The following is a 15,100-nucleotide window of genomic DNA, read 5'->3' as shown; positions in this document are numbered from 1 at the left end:
GTTCCAGCGGCACCTCGGTGAATGCGCGTCGTGCGCGCAAGAGGTGCTCGAACTGCAGATGACGGCAACCCGGCTCGGCGCCGCGCTGTCCGAGGACCCGCCCGCCGATCTCAAACGCCGGGTGCTCGCCCAGGCGATGGCGACCCGGCAGCAGCCGCCGAAGGCCCGCTTCGAACCGGGCGAGCGCGTCAAGGACCGCAGGCGCGCCCCGCGCTGGGCGATCGCCGCGGCCGCCGCGGCGATCGTGGGGCTCGCCGGTACGGCCGTGTTCGGCGGTATCGCCTTGGACAGCCGGTCTCAGCTCACCGCCGCCAAAGAACAGTCGGCGCTGTACGCGGCGCGGTACGCCCCGGTCGCCGAGGTGCTCGCGGCGGCCGATCTCCGGACCGGGCACGCCGACGCGTCCGTCGGGGGCGGCGGGACCGTGATGATGTCGCGTTCGAAGGACAAGCTGGTCTTCATGGCGGCGGAGCTGGCGAAGACCGAGCCGGGCCGGACGTACCAGGCGTGGCTGATGTACCCGGGTGCCGCGCCCAAGCCCGCCGGGCTCATCCCCGGTGGTCAGGACGGTGCGCTGCTGGTCGCGCAGGGTCTCACCGGCGCCGAGAAATTCGCGCTGAGCCTGGAACAGGACGGTGGTTCGCCGACCGGGACGCCGTCCAAAGACGTCGTCATGGTCATGTCGATGCCTGCCTGATCCTCGCTCTTAGCAGGCCGCCGTTCGGCGCTGCGACGGGGTCTCGCTCTTGCGCCCGCGAACATGTTGTGGCAAAACACCTTTGCGACACACGGCGTGGCTACTGGATTCGAGCCTGCCTGGTGCATACCGTCCTGCTTCAACGTCGGCAGTTGACATAACTCTCAATCTGAACTTCAGCTCGAGGGTTCGGCACAGGCTCAGCGACCGACGGGCAGCACGAGCACACACGATCAGGAAGGCGGCTCCGATGACGCCCCCGCACAACTACCTTGCGGTGATCAAGGTCGTCGGTATCGGCGGCGGCGGAGTGAACGCCGTGAACCGCATGATCGAGGTCGGCCTCAAGGGTGTCGAGTTCATCGCGGTGAACACCGACGCACAGGCACTGCTCATGTCCGACGCCGACGTCAAACTCGACATCGGCCGGGAACTGACCCGCGGCCTCGGTGCCGGCGCCGCCCCCGAGGTGGGGCAGAAGGCCGCCGAGGACCACCGCGAAGAGATCGAAGAGGTCATCAAGGGCGCCGACATGGTGTTCGTGACCGCGGGTGAGGGCGGTGGCACCGGCACCGGTGGCGCCCCGGTCGTCGCCCAGATCGCCCGCAAGCTCGGCGCGCTGACCATCGGCGTCGTGACCCGGCCGTTCACCTTCGAAGGCAAACGCCGCAGCAAGCAGGCCGAAGACGGCATCCAGCAGCTGCGCAACGAATGCGACACCCTGATCGTCATCCCGAACGACCGGCTGCTGCAGCTGGGCGACATCGGCGTTTCGCTGATGGACGCCTTCCGCTCGGCGGACGAGGTCCTCCTTTCGGGTGTCCAGGGCATCACCGACCTGATCACCACCCCGGGTCTGATCAACCTGGACTTCGCCGACGTCAAGAGCGTCATGTCCGGTGCGGGTTCCGCGCTGATGGGCATCGGCTCGGCACGCGGCGAAGGCCGGGCGATCCAGGCGGCGGAGAAGGCGATCAACTCGCCGCTGCTGGAAGCGTCGATGGACGGGGCGCACGGCGCGCTGCTGTCGATCGCGGGCGGGTCGGACCTCGGCCTGTTCGAGATCAACGAGGCGGCGTCGCTGGTGCAGGAATCCGCGCATCCGGACGCCAACATCATCTTCGGGACGATCATCGACGACTCGCTCGGCGACGAGGTCCGGGTCACCGTGATCGCGGCCGGTTTCGACGCCGGCACGCCGACCCACAAGAAGCTCGACCCGTCGACGTTCGGCTCCCGGTCGAACTCGACCGCGTCCGCCCAGGCCGGCCAGGTCAACGGCGGCGGGGCGACGCCGGTGCAGAGTCCGCCCTCCGGGGCGACTCCGGTACCGCCGTCGAGTGGTTCGAACGGCTATCCGGTCGCGCCGCCGCGCACGCACTCGCCGATGCCGTCCTCCCGTGAGGGCAACGGCTCGCTGTCCGGCGGGCTCCCGCAGCCCGGCGGCGGCTCGCGCGGCTACTCGCCGATCGGGTCGAACTCGACCCACGGCAGCCTGCCCGGCCGGGCGACCCCGGTGCACGACGACCCTTCGGACGACGAGGTCGACGTGCCCCCGTTCATGCGGCGGTAACCAGCGCCGGTCACTGCTTTTCGTGAAGGCCCCCTTCACTACCCTCAAGGTAGTGAAGGGGGCCTTCACTCAGGTCTAGGAGGAATTGCGTGCGGGTACGGCGGGTCGTCACGACAAGGGCCGGCGGGGCTTCCCGCCCGCCTTACGACACCTTCAACCTCGGTGATCACGTCGGCGACGACGCGGGCGACGTCTTCGCCAACCGCAAACGTCTCGCCTCCGAACTCGGCCTCGCCGAGGACAAGCTGGCGTGGATGGAGCAGGTCCACGGCCGGACCGCGACCATCGTCGACGGCTCCGAGACCTCCGCCGCCGAAGCGACCGACGCGCTTGTGACGGCCGAGCCCGGCGTCGCGCTCGTAGTGCTCGTGGCCGACTGCGTTCCCGTCATGCTCGCCGACGTCGAAGCCGGCGTCGTCGCCGCCGTGCACGCGGGCCGCGTCGGCGCCCGGGTCGGCGTCGTCCCCGCCGCGGTCGAAGCGATGCGTTCACTCGGCGCCGACCCGAGCCGGACCGAAGCACTGCTCGGCCCCGCGATCTGCGGCGACTGCTACGAAGTCCCCGCGGAAATGGCCGCCGACGTCGAGAAGCACGTCCCGGGCAGCGCCTGCAAATCACGCAAGGGCACGCCGGGCCTCGACCTGCGCGCCGGACTCTGGCGGCAACTGGCCGACCTCGGCGTCGGCAAGATCGGCGTCGACCCGCGCTGCACCAACGAGGACAAGACGCTGTTCAGCTTCCGCCGCGACGGCACCACCGGCCGGATCGCGGGCATCACGTGGCTGGACGCGTCGTGAGTTCCGAGGCACGAAAGGCGGAATTGGCCGCCTCGCTCGCCGAAGTGGAAGAGCGGATCGCCGCCGCGTGCAAGGCCGCCGGCCGGGAACGCGACGAGGTCCGCTTGCTCGCGGTCACGAAGACCTTCCCCGCACTCGACGCCGCGCTGCTCGCCGACCTCGGCGCGCTCGACCTCGCCGAGAACCGCGATCAGGAGGCGGGTGCGAAGGCCGAAGAGGTCGCCGCGCTGCGCCCGGACGCCGGAATCCGCTGGCATATGGTCGGCAGCCTTCAACGGAACAAGGCCAAGTCGGTCGTGCGCTGGGCCGACGAGATCCAGTCCGTCGACTCCGAGCGTCTCGCCGACGCGCTGGCGAAGGCGACCAGGTCGGCGCTCGATTCCGGGCAACGTGAGCACCCGTTGGACGTCCTCATTCAAGTAAGTCTCGATGGCGATCCGAAGCGTGGGGGCACTCGGGTGAACGACCTAGGCCGACTGGCGGAGCGAATAGCCCATGTGGGTGATATTCGCCTCCGGGGGCTTATGGCGGTGGCTCCGCTGGGTACAGACCCCGCAGAGGCGTTCGAGAAGCTTGCTCGCGCGTCGGAGCGTCTTCGGGAAGATCACCCAAATGCCCGTGAAGTCTCCGCCGGAATGAGCAATGATCTCGAGCAGGCGATCGCTCACGGCTCCACCTGTGTGCGTGTCGGAACCGCGTTGCTCGGTGGACGCGGTTTAGCCTCGCCTTAGGGAATACCGTCTCGTCGCTACGGGGAGTGGCGACGAGGGCGGGGGAGCACGGTGCGGGAGCGGCTAAGGCTAGGGAGAGGCATGAGCGCGCTGCAGAAGCTGAAGGCCTACTTCGGGATGGTGCCCGCAGACGAAGACGGCTATGACGTCGAAGACGACTACCGGCGAGGCTACGCCGAGGACGAATACGAGTATGACGATGAGCCGCCGACCCGGTCGCGGGGTGGACGTTACCGGGATGTCGATGACACGTACGACGAGCCCGCGCCGCGGCCTCGGTCACGCTCCGTGGCCAGCACGGAGCCGGCGGTCCACGGTGCCTTGGCGATCGATCGCCAGCCCGAGCCCGTCGCCAGGCTGCGGCCGGTCACCGAACCGGTCCGCGCGGCCGTGAGGGACCCACTGAGCCGGATCACGACGCTGCACCCGACGAGCTACGCCGAGGCGCGCGCGATCGGTGAGCACTATCGCGAAGGCATCCCGGTGATCATGAACCTCACCGAGATGGAGAACGCGGACGCGAAGCGGCTCGTCGACTTCGCGGCGGGACTCGCTTTCGCGTTGCGAGGGTCGATGGACAAGGTCACCAACAAGGTGTTCCTTCTCTCACCGCCCGATGTGGACGTCACCGCGGAGGACCGTCGGCGGATTGCCGAAGGCGGATTATTCCTGCGCGGCTGATCACCCCGTGACCGCTGGGCGCAGCCGGATGTGATTTTGTCGACTCATCTCCATCCGGGGCCCGTCAACTGCGTCTTTTGACGCGAGGCATGGCAGAGTGGTTACGTGAATGCTGTGTTGCTGGTCGTCTGGTACGTGCTGTTCGCTTTCTGGCTCCTGCTGACGGCACGGATCGTCGTCGAGCTCGTGCGTGCTTTCGCTCGCGAGTGGCGTCCTGCCGGAGGGGTTGCGGTAACGCTCGAGACCATCTACACAGTGACCGACCCACCGGTTCGTCTGTTCAGACGAATCATCCCGACCGTACGAATCGGCGGCGTCGGACTGGACTTATCGATTATGGTGCTGCTGTTGGTTGTGTTCTTTGCGATGCAGCTGGCAACGCCAGGGTGATTTTCGGGGAAGCCCGGGTGGACCTGCAGGCCATGGAGTGCGTGAGGTGATCTGATGTCGTTGACCCCCGCTGACGTGCATAACGTCGCGTTCAGCAAGCCGCCCATAGGCAAAAGGGGCTACAACGAGGACGAGGTGGACGCGTTCCTCGACCTGGTGGAGACCGAGCTTGCCCGGTTGATCGAGGACAACAACGAGCTGCGGCAGCAGGTCGAACAGCTCGACAACGAGCTTGAGACCACCCGTGGAGAGCTCGAGAACGCCAAGGCGGGAGCAGTCGGCCCGCCGCCACAGGTGCGCGACGAGCCGTCGCGTCGCCTGGCGCCGGTGCCGCCGCCGCAGTCGGCGATGGAGCAGACCCAGGCCCATTCGATGGTGCCGGACAACGGGGAGCCCAACGTCCAGGCCGCGAAGGTGCTCGGACTGGCGCAGGAAATGGCCGACCGGCTCACCGCCGAGGCCAAGACCGAGTCGGACGGCATGCTCGCCGAAGCCCGGACCAAGTCCGAGCAGCTGCTTTCGGACGCGCGGTCCAAGTCGGACTCGATGGTGAACGAGGCACGTACGCGTGCCGAGACCATGCTGAACGACGCGCGTACCCGTGCCGAGACCTTGGAGCGCCAGGCGCGCGACAAGGCGACGACCATGGAGCGCGAGGCTCAGCGCAAGTACACCGAGACCATGAACAACATGAACGCGGAGAAGGGCTCGCTGGGCAAGAAGATCGAAGAGCTGCGCACGATCGAGCGGGAGTACCGCACGAGGCTGCGTGGGTTCCTCGAGTCCCAGCTGCGTGAGCTCGACGACCGCGGGTCGGCCGCCCCTGCTTCGGCGTCTTCGTCGAACTCGGGTCAGTCGGCGTCGTCCTCGGGCGGTGGCGGACAGGGTTACTCGTTCGGCCCTCGCGCCGAAGCGGGCTGATTTTCTTCACTGGTTTCTACCCAGTGGAACGGCCTCGGCACTCTCCGGAGGGTCGGGGCCGTTTCGCTTGCCCGTCGTGTTGTAATTCACCGTGCTCTACATCGTCCTAGTACTGGTACTGGCGGCTCTGGGGCTGCTCGTCGCGGCGCTCATCACCGCCAACTCGCTGTGGGCCTGGATCTCCATCGGCCTCTCCGTCCTCGCCGGGCTGCTGCTCGTCTTCGACTGGCTGCGCCGTCGGAAGAAGCGCTCCGCCGAGGCGGCCGGCGCCGATGAGCCTTCCGACGTCGATTCCGACTCCGAAGACACCGCGGACTCCTCGGACGTTGAGTCTTCTGAGACTGCGGTCGAAGAAGACGACGAGAAGAAGCCCGAGGACGCCGAGCAGACCGTTCTGATGCCCGCCACCGGTGAGCTGGGCGAGGCGGACGAAGCCGAGGAAACCCCGCGCAACGGTGATCCGGGTGAGGAGAAGAGCGATCCCGCGGACGTGGCGATCGTCTCCGAACTCGAAACCGAGATCGTCGTCGTCGACGAGTACCCGCGCTATCACGTGACCACTTGCACTTGGCTCGAAACCCGGGACACCATTCCGCTCGGCATCGGCGAGGCGCGTCAGCTCGGGTTCACCCCGTGCGCGCTGTGCAAGCCCGACGCCGAGATCGCCGGGCAGCACCGCGACAAGTCCACTGCGGACGACTAGGGCGTGTTTCACAAGTCGGGTTCGCGGTCTTCGCGCCCAGGCGGCCCCTGACGGCACGGGCGGATACGCCCGAGTACGACCCCCGGTACGAGGGCGATCCGCCCGCACCGCCAGGAACCACCTGGATCACGAAGCCCATCGAACAGACTTATGAAACACGCCCTAGGCGTCCTTGAGCGTCTGAGCCGCTTCGCCGACGGTGACCACGTCGGCGGCGATCGTGTCGAGCACCAGACGTTGTTCCTCGTCGGCGTCCGCCGGCACCGGGATTTCCGCCGGATCTTCGGTTCCGAGCGCGCGGGCCGCCTCCTCGACCGCTGCCGCCACTCCGGCCGATCCGGGGCGCAGCAACAGCGACGAAGCGGTGACGGACAGGCCGCGCAAGGCCTCGGCCGCGTTCTCCAGTGCGTCACGCTGTCCCGGCGCGGGTTCCTTCGTGCCCGGCTCCGCGGCGAGCAGCCCGTGGTGCGCGATCGCGGCGGCGCGGAATTCGCGGCCGAGCGTCCGCGGGTCGACGTCGTCGCCGCGCAGTTTCCGCCCGACCGAGCCGAGCAGCGCGCGCGTGGCGTCGACGGCGGTCCCGAATCGCTCCGCCGGACCGGGTTTCGGCACGCCAGGGATCGCGGCGAAGCCGAACAGCAGCGCGATGGCGCCCGCCAAGATCATCAGAAGCAGATACTCGACGAGCACATAACGCGGGTCCAGGTGTTTGGTCGTCGCGTTCATGCCGACGGACATCAGCACCATGCAGCCGTTGAAGATGGTCGGACGCGTTTGCATGACGGAGAATCCGCCGAGTAGCGCGACGAGGCCGACAGGTAGCAGAAACCCTTGCGGCAGCAGCCAGAGGACGAGCGCGAGTACGACCGCGCCGCCGAGGGAGCCGCCGATGCGCTGCCACGCCTTGCTGAGGCTGTCGCGCCATTCCGGTTGCATGATGGCGAAAGTGCCGAGCAGGAACGACACCGTGAGCGGGTCGCCGGGCCGGAAACTCGCCACCACCAACGCCAGCGCCACCCCGAGACCGCAGCGGAGCGCGTGCCGGAACTGCGGCGACTGCCACGAAAGCGCGCCACCGAGCTCGATCCGGCGCAGTTCCCGGCGGAGTCCTTTCGGGACGTCCACACGGGACTCGTCGCGATCGGTCGCCGCCGCCCGGACGGTTTCGAGAGAGTCCCAGAGTGCGGTGACAAGCCTCTCCGTGGCGCCCGGCAAGCCAGCGAGTTCCTTGCGGTGCACCGGTTCGACGTCCTCGGGTGCCTGCGGTGCGCGGACGGCTTCCGCGAGCCTCACCGCCTCTTCCTGGGCCGCTTCGAGAGTTTCGCCGATTTCGTTGTTGTTCAGTCTTTTCCGGCGGATTTCGAGCAACCCGGTGGCCGCGCGGTACCGGAACGCCCCGCCGAGAACCCTGGCCGTCCAACGATGAGGCCGGTCCGCCAGCCAAAGCCTCGCCGCGCGCTCCTGCTTTTCCGAGGTGCCGGTGGCGAGCGCGTCCGCCAACGCTTCACGGGTCGGCTTGGCTGGATCCTTGACGCCCATCAGCACCCGCAGCAGCAGAACGACGCCCACCGCGAGCGCCGGCGCCCCCAGGATCTGCCCCGCGGACGCCGTCCCGGTCAACTGGAAGCCGTACCCGAACAGCGACGCCATCCCGAGCCCCAGGCCGACCGTGACGAACCGCGCCCCGAGCACCGGCAACAACCCGGCGACGACCACGATCACGACGAGCAGCCCGATCGCCGCCCACTGCGAGACCTCGCCCACCAGCCGCGGTACCCCGACCGCGAGGATCAGCGCGGGCGCGAACCACGCCAGCATCCGCAGATCCGCCCAGAGCGGCCCGCCGACCGCCGCGATGAGACAGAAGAGCGCCGTCAGCGCCGCGAGGACGGCCGCGTTCCCCAACCCCAGCAGGAACCCCAGCCCGCTGACGCCGCCGAGGACCACCAACACGACGATGAGGAGGCCGGGCCCTTTCATCGGACCTCGAAGTCAGGCATACCCGCCAACCTAGAGGTGATGGCGGGGACGGCAACTCGAGGCCTCTTGTCCCGAGTCCCGGCGGATCGCATTCAGAGGACTAAATGCGGCCCGCTGGTCGCGTTTAGGGTCCCTTTATTGAGGTGCTAGGCAAAGGTGGAGTGGTCGGCGCCGACCATTGTGTCCGGGTCGTGGATAGGTCTCGTTCGTCCGGATTATGGGCGGACGCAGGGGCGCGACTCGTGTACTTGGACCCGGATCTCGTGTGCTTGGAGGCGTGATTCGCGTGCCTGGCTGCCAAACTCGGGTGTGCGGCGCCGAGCACGCGAGATCCGGCTCCAAGCCGCCGCCCCGCCGAGACGCGACATGTTTGCCTTGCCCCTCAATAACCCTGTCGGGTGATTGGTGCTCGTTCGCATTTCGTGCTGATATTGGTAGCACAGGTGTTCGACTGTCGGGTATCGTTGATGTCGTGGCCAGCGAAAACAGTCCCCAGGCAGCGTGTACCGAGTGGTGGCGTGTCGATACTGCGACGCTGCATGCCCGCAAACAGGAAATCGAAGTCCTGAAACGCCGGTTGGACGCGGAGCAGTACGCGATCTTCGCGGAACTCAATACGCGCGGGATTCGTGGTTGTTATGGGCATTCGACGTTGATGGGGTTGATCCTGCAGGACTTCCATGTGTCGGAGAAGGAAGCCTCAGCCCGCGCCGATCGGGCGTTGGCTTTGCATCCTGGGGTGTCTGTCGGCGGTGACGTCGTGCCGCCGTTGGCGCCTTTGACTGCTGCGGCTGCTGCGGAGGGTGCGATCGGTGGCGGTCAGATCGATGCGATCATCGGTGCTCTGGCTCAGGTTCCGTCGTTCGTGCCTGAGGAGGATGTGCGGGCGGGTGAGAAGATCCTGGTCGACTTGGCTCGTCGTGCTGGGCCGAAGGAGATCGTCAAGGCTGGGCGTCGGATGCTGGACACCATGGATCCCGACGGTAAAGAGCCTCGTAACGAGGATCCGAAGGATGCTCGGCCGGAGTTGCGGTTCGTCAAGCATCGGGATGGCACCCTGGGTCTGAAAGGGACTCTCGATCTGGAGACGTATGCGCGGTTGAAGTCCGACCTCGACCCTTTGGTCAAACCGCACAAGGCCGTCGACGGTGTTCGAGACTCCCGCAGCCAAGGTGAACGCTATGGGGACGCGTTCTCCGACTACGTCCGGATGAAGACCGCCAGCCCCGACATCCCCAGCCAGGCCGGGGAGTCGACCCAGATCCTGGTCACCATGGCCTACGAGGATCTGATGAACGAGGTCGGTGACGGCCTCCTGGATTTGGTCGGGCCGATCTCCGCGACTGATGTGCGGATCCTCGCCTGCGACGCCCGCATCCGGCCGATCGTGCTCTCCGGCGCCGGACAACCCCTCGACGTAGGCCGCTCCAGCCGCTCCACCACCACACCGCAGAAACACGCGTTGAAGATCCGGGACGGTGGCTGTGCGTTCCCGGGCTGCGACATGCCGGTGCAGCGTTGTACGGCTCACCATATTGTTTTCTGGCGCCATCGTGGCGAGACGAAGATCGACAACCTGGTGCTGCTGTGCACGAAGCATCACCGGTTGATCCACAAAAGCGAGTGGAAAGTGCGGATCGCCCAGGATGGGTTGCCGGAGTTCATCGCACCGGCCTATCTGGACCCGACCGGGACACCGAGGCGCAACACCATGCACCTACAGGTATAGGCCGATTGTCCAAGGCGTGCTTTCGTTGTCGTGCCCGCACTGACCCCGACCGGGCCGGCCGGGCTGGGCCGGCTTCTGCTGAGCACGCTCCGGCAACGCCCAAAGACGAACTTGCCCCCGGCATATCGAGACGCAACACCATGCGTACGGGTCTAGGCCGATGACTGTATAACGCCCTACACGCTGGCGTATTCGACACATCCTTCCCTTGAAGTATTCCAGGGAAGTCGATCGGCCGCGGCAGGGTCGAGAAAAGCAAGGACGGACTCGTCGAGCCGCTGGAATATCAACTCGCCTGTGTAGTGCTCCTCCAGTTCGCCTGCGAGCAGGACCAGCGGCCGTCCGCCGATTCGTAAGTGCGCCTCGGCCAAGACGTCTTCGTCCGAGAACACGGCCACCCGCTCGACCAGGCCGGTCGGCAATTCGGGAAGCGACCTCCAGCGGTAGATCCCGTCCCAATGCTCTGCGTCACGGAACTCGCTCGCAGGACGGCAGTACAGGCCGAACAGGTCGTTGTTCTGGTAGGTGCCGACACTCAGAGAAGTGTCGGTGCCCACGCGAGCCTGCAACTCGAGCAGCTGAAGACAAGGGACGTCCGGATCTGTGAACTGAGGGCCGTTTCCCGCCACGTTCTCCCTCAGCGCCATCTCGACACCCGCCCATGCCTCGATGCGTTCGCCGACCAGTGCGGTGAACCTCGATGATGGCTCGGCTACCCAGTCCGTCATGGCGGCAGTATGGACGTGGCCCGAACCGGCCCCCCATCGTGACACCGGAAACCGTCGGTCCTTCAAGTCACACTGCCACCGTGACCATCACGCAGATGCAAGCCACCTGGGTCGAGTCCCTCGGCGGCCCGCTCATCGTCGTGCCCGTCTCGGCCTTGGCGCGGTGGAGGGGGAGCGCCGAAGAGTCCGACGGTCCGGGACGACTACGACCGCGCCTGTGAGGTCAACGCACCGGCCGCCACCCTCCCCGTCGGGTAAGCCCAAGGGCTCGTCCTCGGGGATGATCCGGCCACCACCTGCTACCTGCCCCGGCATCGCGTCTTCCTCCGCTGGCCGGCCGGTGACCGCCGGAGCCGAACTGGGCGTCGAGTATCCCGCCGGCGGGATACCGGAGCAGGCGCACGTCGAGATCGATAAGGGGGCGATTCAGGGTGCGCGCGATCCACACGGACGGCGAGTCCACCTGGGTCGGCGTGGTCCAGCTCCTGCCCGAGGACTGAAGCCGGCGGCGATCCCGGCCACCCCGACAAACCCCGTTGCCCCCGCGCGCTACCCTTGAAGCAACTGGCACCGATCCGGCCATCACCGGGGAGCCTCCGGAAGAACAGGGCTCGCGCCCTCAGTAGAACCGGACGGGTACGGCCCGTCACAGCCGTCGAATGAGCGGCCCAGCCGGAACACCACCGGCGGGGCAAGCGGGGTGGTACCGCGGAACGCGCCGGAAACGGCCGTCTCGTCCCCGTGTGGGTGAAAACCCGTACGAGAGAGACGAACCGCGAGGAGCACCGAAGATGTATCCCAAGGCACAGATGGACGGCGAGACCGGCGTCCCGTCCCAGCCTTCGTTCCCTGAGTCGGAAAAGCGCGTCCTCGCGTACTGGGAATCCGATCGGACCTTCCAGGCCTCGATCGACAACCGCGATCCCGGTGTCAACGGCTCGAACGAGTACGTCTTCTACGACGGCCCGCCGTTCGCGAACGGTCTTCCGCACTACGGTCACTTGCTCACCGGGTACGTGAAGGACCTGGTGCCGCGTTACCAGACCATGAAGGGCAAGCGCGTCGAGCGCCGCTTCGGCTGGGACACCCACGGCCTGCCCGCCGAACTCGAGGCGATGCGCCAGCTCGGGATCACCGAGAAGTCCGAGATCGACGCGATGGGCATCGACGTCTTCAACGAGGCCTGCCGCGAGTCCGTGCTGCGCTACACCGGCGAGTGGCAGGACTACGTCACCCGCCAGGCGCGCTGGGTCGACTTCGACAACGACTACAAGACGCTCGACCTGTCCTACATGGAGTCGGTCATCTGGGCGTTCAAGCAGTTGTGGGACAAGGGCCTGGTCTATGAGGGCTACCGCGTCCTGCCCTACTGCTGGCGCGACGAGACGCCGCTGTCCAACCACGAGCTGCGGATGGACGACGACGTCTACGCCAGCCGCCAGGACCCGGCCGTCACGGTCGGTTTCCGCTTGGAAGGCAACGACAACGAGCTCGACGGCACCTATCTGCTGATCTGGACGACGACGCCGTGGACGCTCCCGTCCAACCTCGCGACCGCGGTGCACCCCGACGTCCGGTACGTCGTCGTGGAGTCCGAGGCGCAGGAGGGCAAGCGGTTCCTGCTCGCCGAAGCGCGCGTCGCGTCGTACGCCCGCGAGCTCGGCGAGGAGCCGACGATCGTCGGGCACTACACCGGTACCGAGCTGCTCGGAACCCGTTATGCCCCACCGTTCCCGTACTTCGCCGGACACGAGAACGCGCACCGCGTGCTGTCCGCGGATTACGTCACCACCGAGGACGGCACCGGTATCGTCCACATCGCTCCCGCCTACGGTGAAGAGGACAAGGCCGTCACCGACGCCGTCGGGATCGTGCCGGTCACGCCGGTCGACGCGCAGGGCAAGTTCGACGCGACCGTCGGGGACTACGCGGGCCAGCAGGTGTTCGACGCCAACCCGAACATCATCAAGGATCTCAAGAACGGCACCGGTTCCGCCGGTCGTCAGGGCGCGGTATTGCTGCGCCACGAGACCTACGAGCACCCGTACCCGCACTGCTGGCGCTGTCGGAACCCGCTGATCTACCGCGCCGTCTCGTCGTGGTTCGTCGCGGTGACCGAGTTCAAGGACCGGATGATCGAGCTGAACCAGCAGATCACCTGGTACCCGGAGAACGTCAAGGACGGCCAGTTCGGCAAATGGCTGGAGAACGCCCGCGACTGGTCGGTCTCCCGCAACCGCTACTGGGGCACGCCGATCCCGGTGTGGCAGTCGGACGACCCGGCGTACCCGCGCACGGACGTCTACGGCTCGCTCGACGAACTCGAGCGCGATTTCGGTGTGCGGCTGGAGAACATGCACCGGCCGTTCATCGACGAGCTGACCCGGCCCAACCCGGACGACCCGACCGGGAAGTCCACCATGCGCCGGATCGAGGACGTGTTCGACGTCTGGTTCGACTCGGGTTCGATGCCCTACGCGCAGGTGCACTACCCGTTCGAGAACACCGAGTGGTTCGAGCACCACTACCCGGGTGACTTCATCGTCGAGTACATCGGGCAGACCCGCGGCTGGTTCTACCTGCTGCACGTGCTGGCGACCGCGTTGTTCGACCGGCCGGCGTTCCGCACCTGTATCTCGCACGGCATCGTGCTCGGCTCGGACGGTCAGAAGATGTCCAAGTCGCTGCGCAACTACCCGGACGTCAACGAGGTCTTCGACCGCGACGGCTCGGACGCGATGCGCTGGTACCTGATGGCGAGCCCGATCCTGCGCGGCGGGAACCTGGTCGTCACCGACCGGGGCATCCGCGACGCCGTCCGCCAGGCCGTGCTGCCGCTGTGGAACTCGTACTACTTCCTCGCGCTCTACGCGAACGCCGAGGGTGTGGAAGGCAAGTGGCGCACGGATTCGAAGCACGTCCTCGACCGGTACGTGCTGGCGAAGACGCACGAACTGGTGACCGACGTCGAGCACGCGCTCGACACCTACGACGTCGCCGGTGCCTGTTCGACCGTCCGCGACTTCCTGGAGGTGCTGACGAACTGGTACGTGCGCCGTTCGCGCGACCGGTTCTGGGCGGGCGAGCAGGACGCGATCGACACCCTGCACACCGTGCTGGAGGTGACGTCGCGGGTCGTGGCGCCGCTGCTGCCGCTGACCAGTGAGGTCGTCTGGCGTGGACTGACCGGTGGCCGTTCGGTGCACCTGACCGACTGGCCGAACGCGCTCGACCTGCCCGCCGACGCGGCGCTCGTGACGGCGATGGACCGCGTGCGCCAGGTCGCTTCTTCGGCGCTTTCGCTGCGGAAGTCGAACAAGCTGCGGGTGCGGCTGCCGCTGGCCAAGCTGGTCGTCGCCGCGCACGAGGCCGATTCGCTGCGCGAGTTCACCGACATCCTGCGCGACGAGGTCAACGTCAAGTCCGTCGAGCTGACCACGGATGTGGCCGCGCACGGCGGGTTCGAGGTCGCGGTCAACGCCCGTGCCGCCGGACCGCGGCTCGGCAAGGACGTCCAGACGGTGATCAAGGCCGTCAAGGCGGGCGAGTGGACGACGTCGGAGAGCGGCGCCGTCGTGGCCGCCGGGATCGAACTCGTCGAGGGCGAGTACGAGCGGCGCCTGGTCGCCAAGGGTGGCGGCGCGGCCGCGGAACTGCCGGGCGGTGCCGGTCTGGTGCTGCTCGACACCGAGGTCACCGACGAACTGGCGGCCGAGGGGCTGGCCCGCGACCTGGTCCGGGTCGTGCAGCAGGCCCGCCGTGACGGCGGTCTCGACGTCGCCGACCGGATCGCGCTCACCGTCGACGCGCCGGAAGACGTGGTCACGGCCGCGAAGACGCACGAGGAGTTCATCGCTTCGGAGACCCTGGCGACTTCGGTGGCGTACGGCGACGTCGCCGACGGCTCGGCCGGGACGGTCGGTGAAGGCACGAAGGTGACCGTGGCGGTCGCCAAAGCCTGATCCTCTCAAGTGACATGAAAGACCCGTTACTTGCAAAATTTGCAAGTAACGGGTCTTTCATGTCATCCCGGACAGGGGCTGGACCACCGGATCACGAAACGGATTCGGAAACGTCGCTTTCTCGCTCGAAGGCGGCCTTGCGTGGCGGAAATCGGCAGGCTGACCCGAGGCGCGCGAAGGCCGTGCCGCACTGGGGGAGAGCGAGTCC

At 67.2% G+C, this 15,100-nt stretch carries 14 protein-coding genes; 12 read left to right on the top strand and 2 right to left on the bottom strand.

The window, feature by feature from the left end:
* The 8 genes from H5J31_RS03875 to H5J31_RS03840 all read left to right on the top strand — a co-directional run.
* Window positions 1-697 (top strand): anti-sigma factor (locus H5J31_RS03875; RefSeq protein ID WP_181771027.1); only part of this gene is annotated, 697 nt, incomplete at its 5' end.
* A gap of 250 nt (window positions 698-947) precedes the next feature.
* Complete coding sequence (ftsZ, locus tag H5J31_RS03870; RefSeq protein ID WP_181771026.1) at window positions 948-2,270, top strand: cell division protein FtsZ; 1,323 nt, start codon at window positions 948-950, stop codon at window positions 2,268-2,270.
* Window positions 2,271-2,359: 89 nt separating this feature from the next.
* Window positions 2,360-3,067 (top strand): peptidoglycan editing factor PgeF, encoded by a 708-nt coding sequence (pgeF, locus tag H5J31_RS03865; protein WP_181771025.1) that lies wholly within the window; start codon window positions 2,360-2,362, stop codon window positions 3,065-3,067.
* The gene (locus tag H5J31_RS03860; protein ID WP_181771024.1) at window positions 3,064-3,798 is read left to right on the top strand and encodes a YggS family pyridoxal phosphate-dependent enzyme; all 735 of its coding nucleotides are present in this window, start codon (window positions 3,064-3,066) and stop codon (window positions 3,796-3,798) included. The genes pgeF and H5J31_RS03860 overlap by 4 nt, the downstream gene beginning before the upstream one ends.
* 81 nt (window positions 3,799-3,879) lie before the next feature.
* Window positions 3,880-4,479 (top strand): cell division protein SepF, encoded by a 600-nt coding sequence (locus H5J31_RS03855; RefSeq protein ID WP_181771023.1) that lies wholly within the window; start codon window positions 3,880-3,882, stop codon window positions 4,477-4,479.
* Window positions 4,480-4,593: 114 nt separating this feature from the next.
* Entirely contained in the window at window positions 4,594-4,869 is a 276-nt protein-coding gene (locus H5J31_RS03850) for a YggT family protein (RefSeq protein ID WP_005155180.1), read from the top strand.
* A gap of 54 nt (window positions 4,870-4,923) precedes the next feature.
* Window positions 4,924-5,790: a DivIVA-like cell division protein Wag31 gene (gene wag31 / locus H5J31_RS03845; RefSeq protein ID WP_181771022.1), complete on the top strand. Its 867-nt coding sequence runs from the start codon at window positions 4,924-4,926 to the stop codon at window positions 5,788-5,790.
* A 91-nt stretch (window positions 5,791-5,881) separates the two neighbouring features.
* A complete protein-coding gene (locus H5J31_RS03840) occupies window positions 5,882-6,493 on the top strand; it encodes a translocon-associated protein subunit alpha (RefSeq protein WP_181771021.1) in 612 nt (203 codons plus the stop codon).
* 162 nt (window positions 6,494-6,655) lie between these two features.
* On the opposite strand, the gene H5J31_RS03835 is transcribed toward H5J31_RS03840, so the two are convergent.
* A complete protein-coding gene (locus tag H5J31_RS03835; RefSeq protein WP_181771020.1) occupies window positions 6,656-8,473 on the bottom strand; it encodes an FUSC family protein in 1,818 nt (605 codons plus the stop codon).
* 472 nt (window positions 8,474-8,945) lie between these two features.
* On the opposite strand from H5J31_RS03835, the gene H5J31_RS03830 reads away from it, so the two are divergent.
* A complete protein-coding gene (locus H5J31_RS03830) occupies window positions 8,946-10,202 on the top strand; it encodes an HNH endonuclease signature motif containing protein (protein ID WP_181771019.1) in 1,257 nt (418 codons plus the stop codon).
* A gap of 176 nt (window positions 10,203-10,378) precedes the next feature.
* Here the strand turns inward: H5J31_RS03830 and H5J31_RS03825 are convergent, their stop codons facing one another.
* Window positions 10,379-10,930 (bottom strand): hypothetical protein, encoded by a 552-nt coding sequence (locus H5J31_RS03825; RefSeq protein ID WP_181771018.1) that lies wholly within the window; start codon window positions 10,928-10,930, stop codon window positions 10,379-10,381.
* An 80-nt stretch (window positions 10,931-11,010) separates the two neighbouring features.
* Between H5J31_RS03825 and H5J31_RS39595 the strand changes: the two genes are divergently transcribed.
* The 3 genes from H5J31_RS39595 (at window position 11,011) to ileS (ending at window position 14,892) form a co-directional block, all read left to right on the top strand.
* Window positions 11,011-11,151: an Imm21 family immunity protein gene (locus H5J31_RS39595; RefSeq protein WP_207897367.1), complete on the top strand. Its 141-nt coding sequence runs from the start codon at window positions 11,011-11,013 to the stop codon at window positions 11,149-11,151.
* Between the two features lie 82 nt (window positions 11,152-11,233).
* On the top strand, window positions 11,234-11,347 hold the full coding sequence (locus tag H5J31_RS40550; RefSeq protein ID WP_407925037.1) for a hypothetical protein: 114 nt from the start codon (window positions 11,234-11,236) through the stop codon (window positions 11,345-11,347).
* Between the two features lie 374 nt (window positions 11,348-11,721).
* A complete protein-coding gene (gene ileS / locus H5J31_RS03815) occupies window positions 11,722-14,892 on the top strand; it encodes an isoleucine--tRNA ligase (protein WP_181771017.1) in 3,171 nt (1,056 codons plus the stop codon).
* Window positions 14,893-15,100: the final 208 nt, after the last annotated feature.

The organism is Amycolatopsis pittospori (genome assembly GCF_013870525.1).
GTDB lineage: Bacteria > Actinomycetota > Actinomycetes > Mycobacteriales > Pseudonocardiaceae > Amycolatopsis > Amycolatopsis pittospori.
This window is presented reverse-complemented; position numbering and strand designations above follow the sequence as displayed.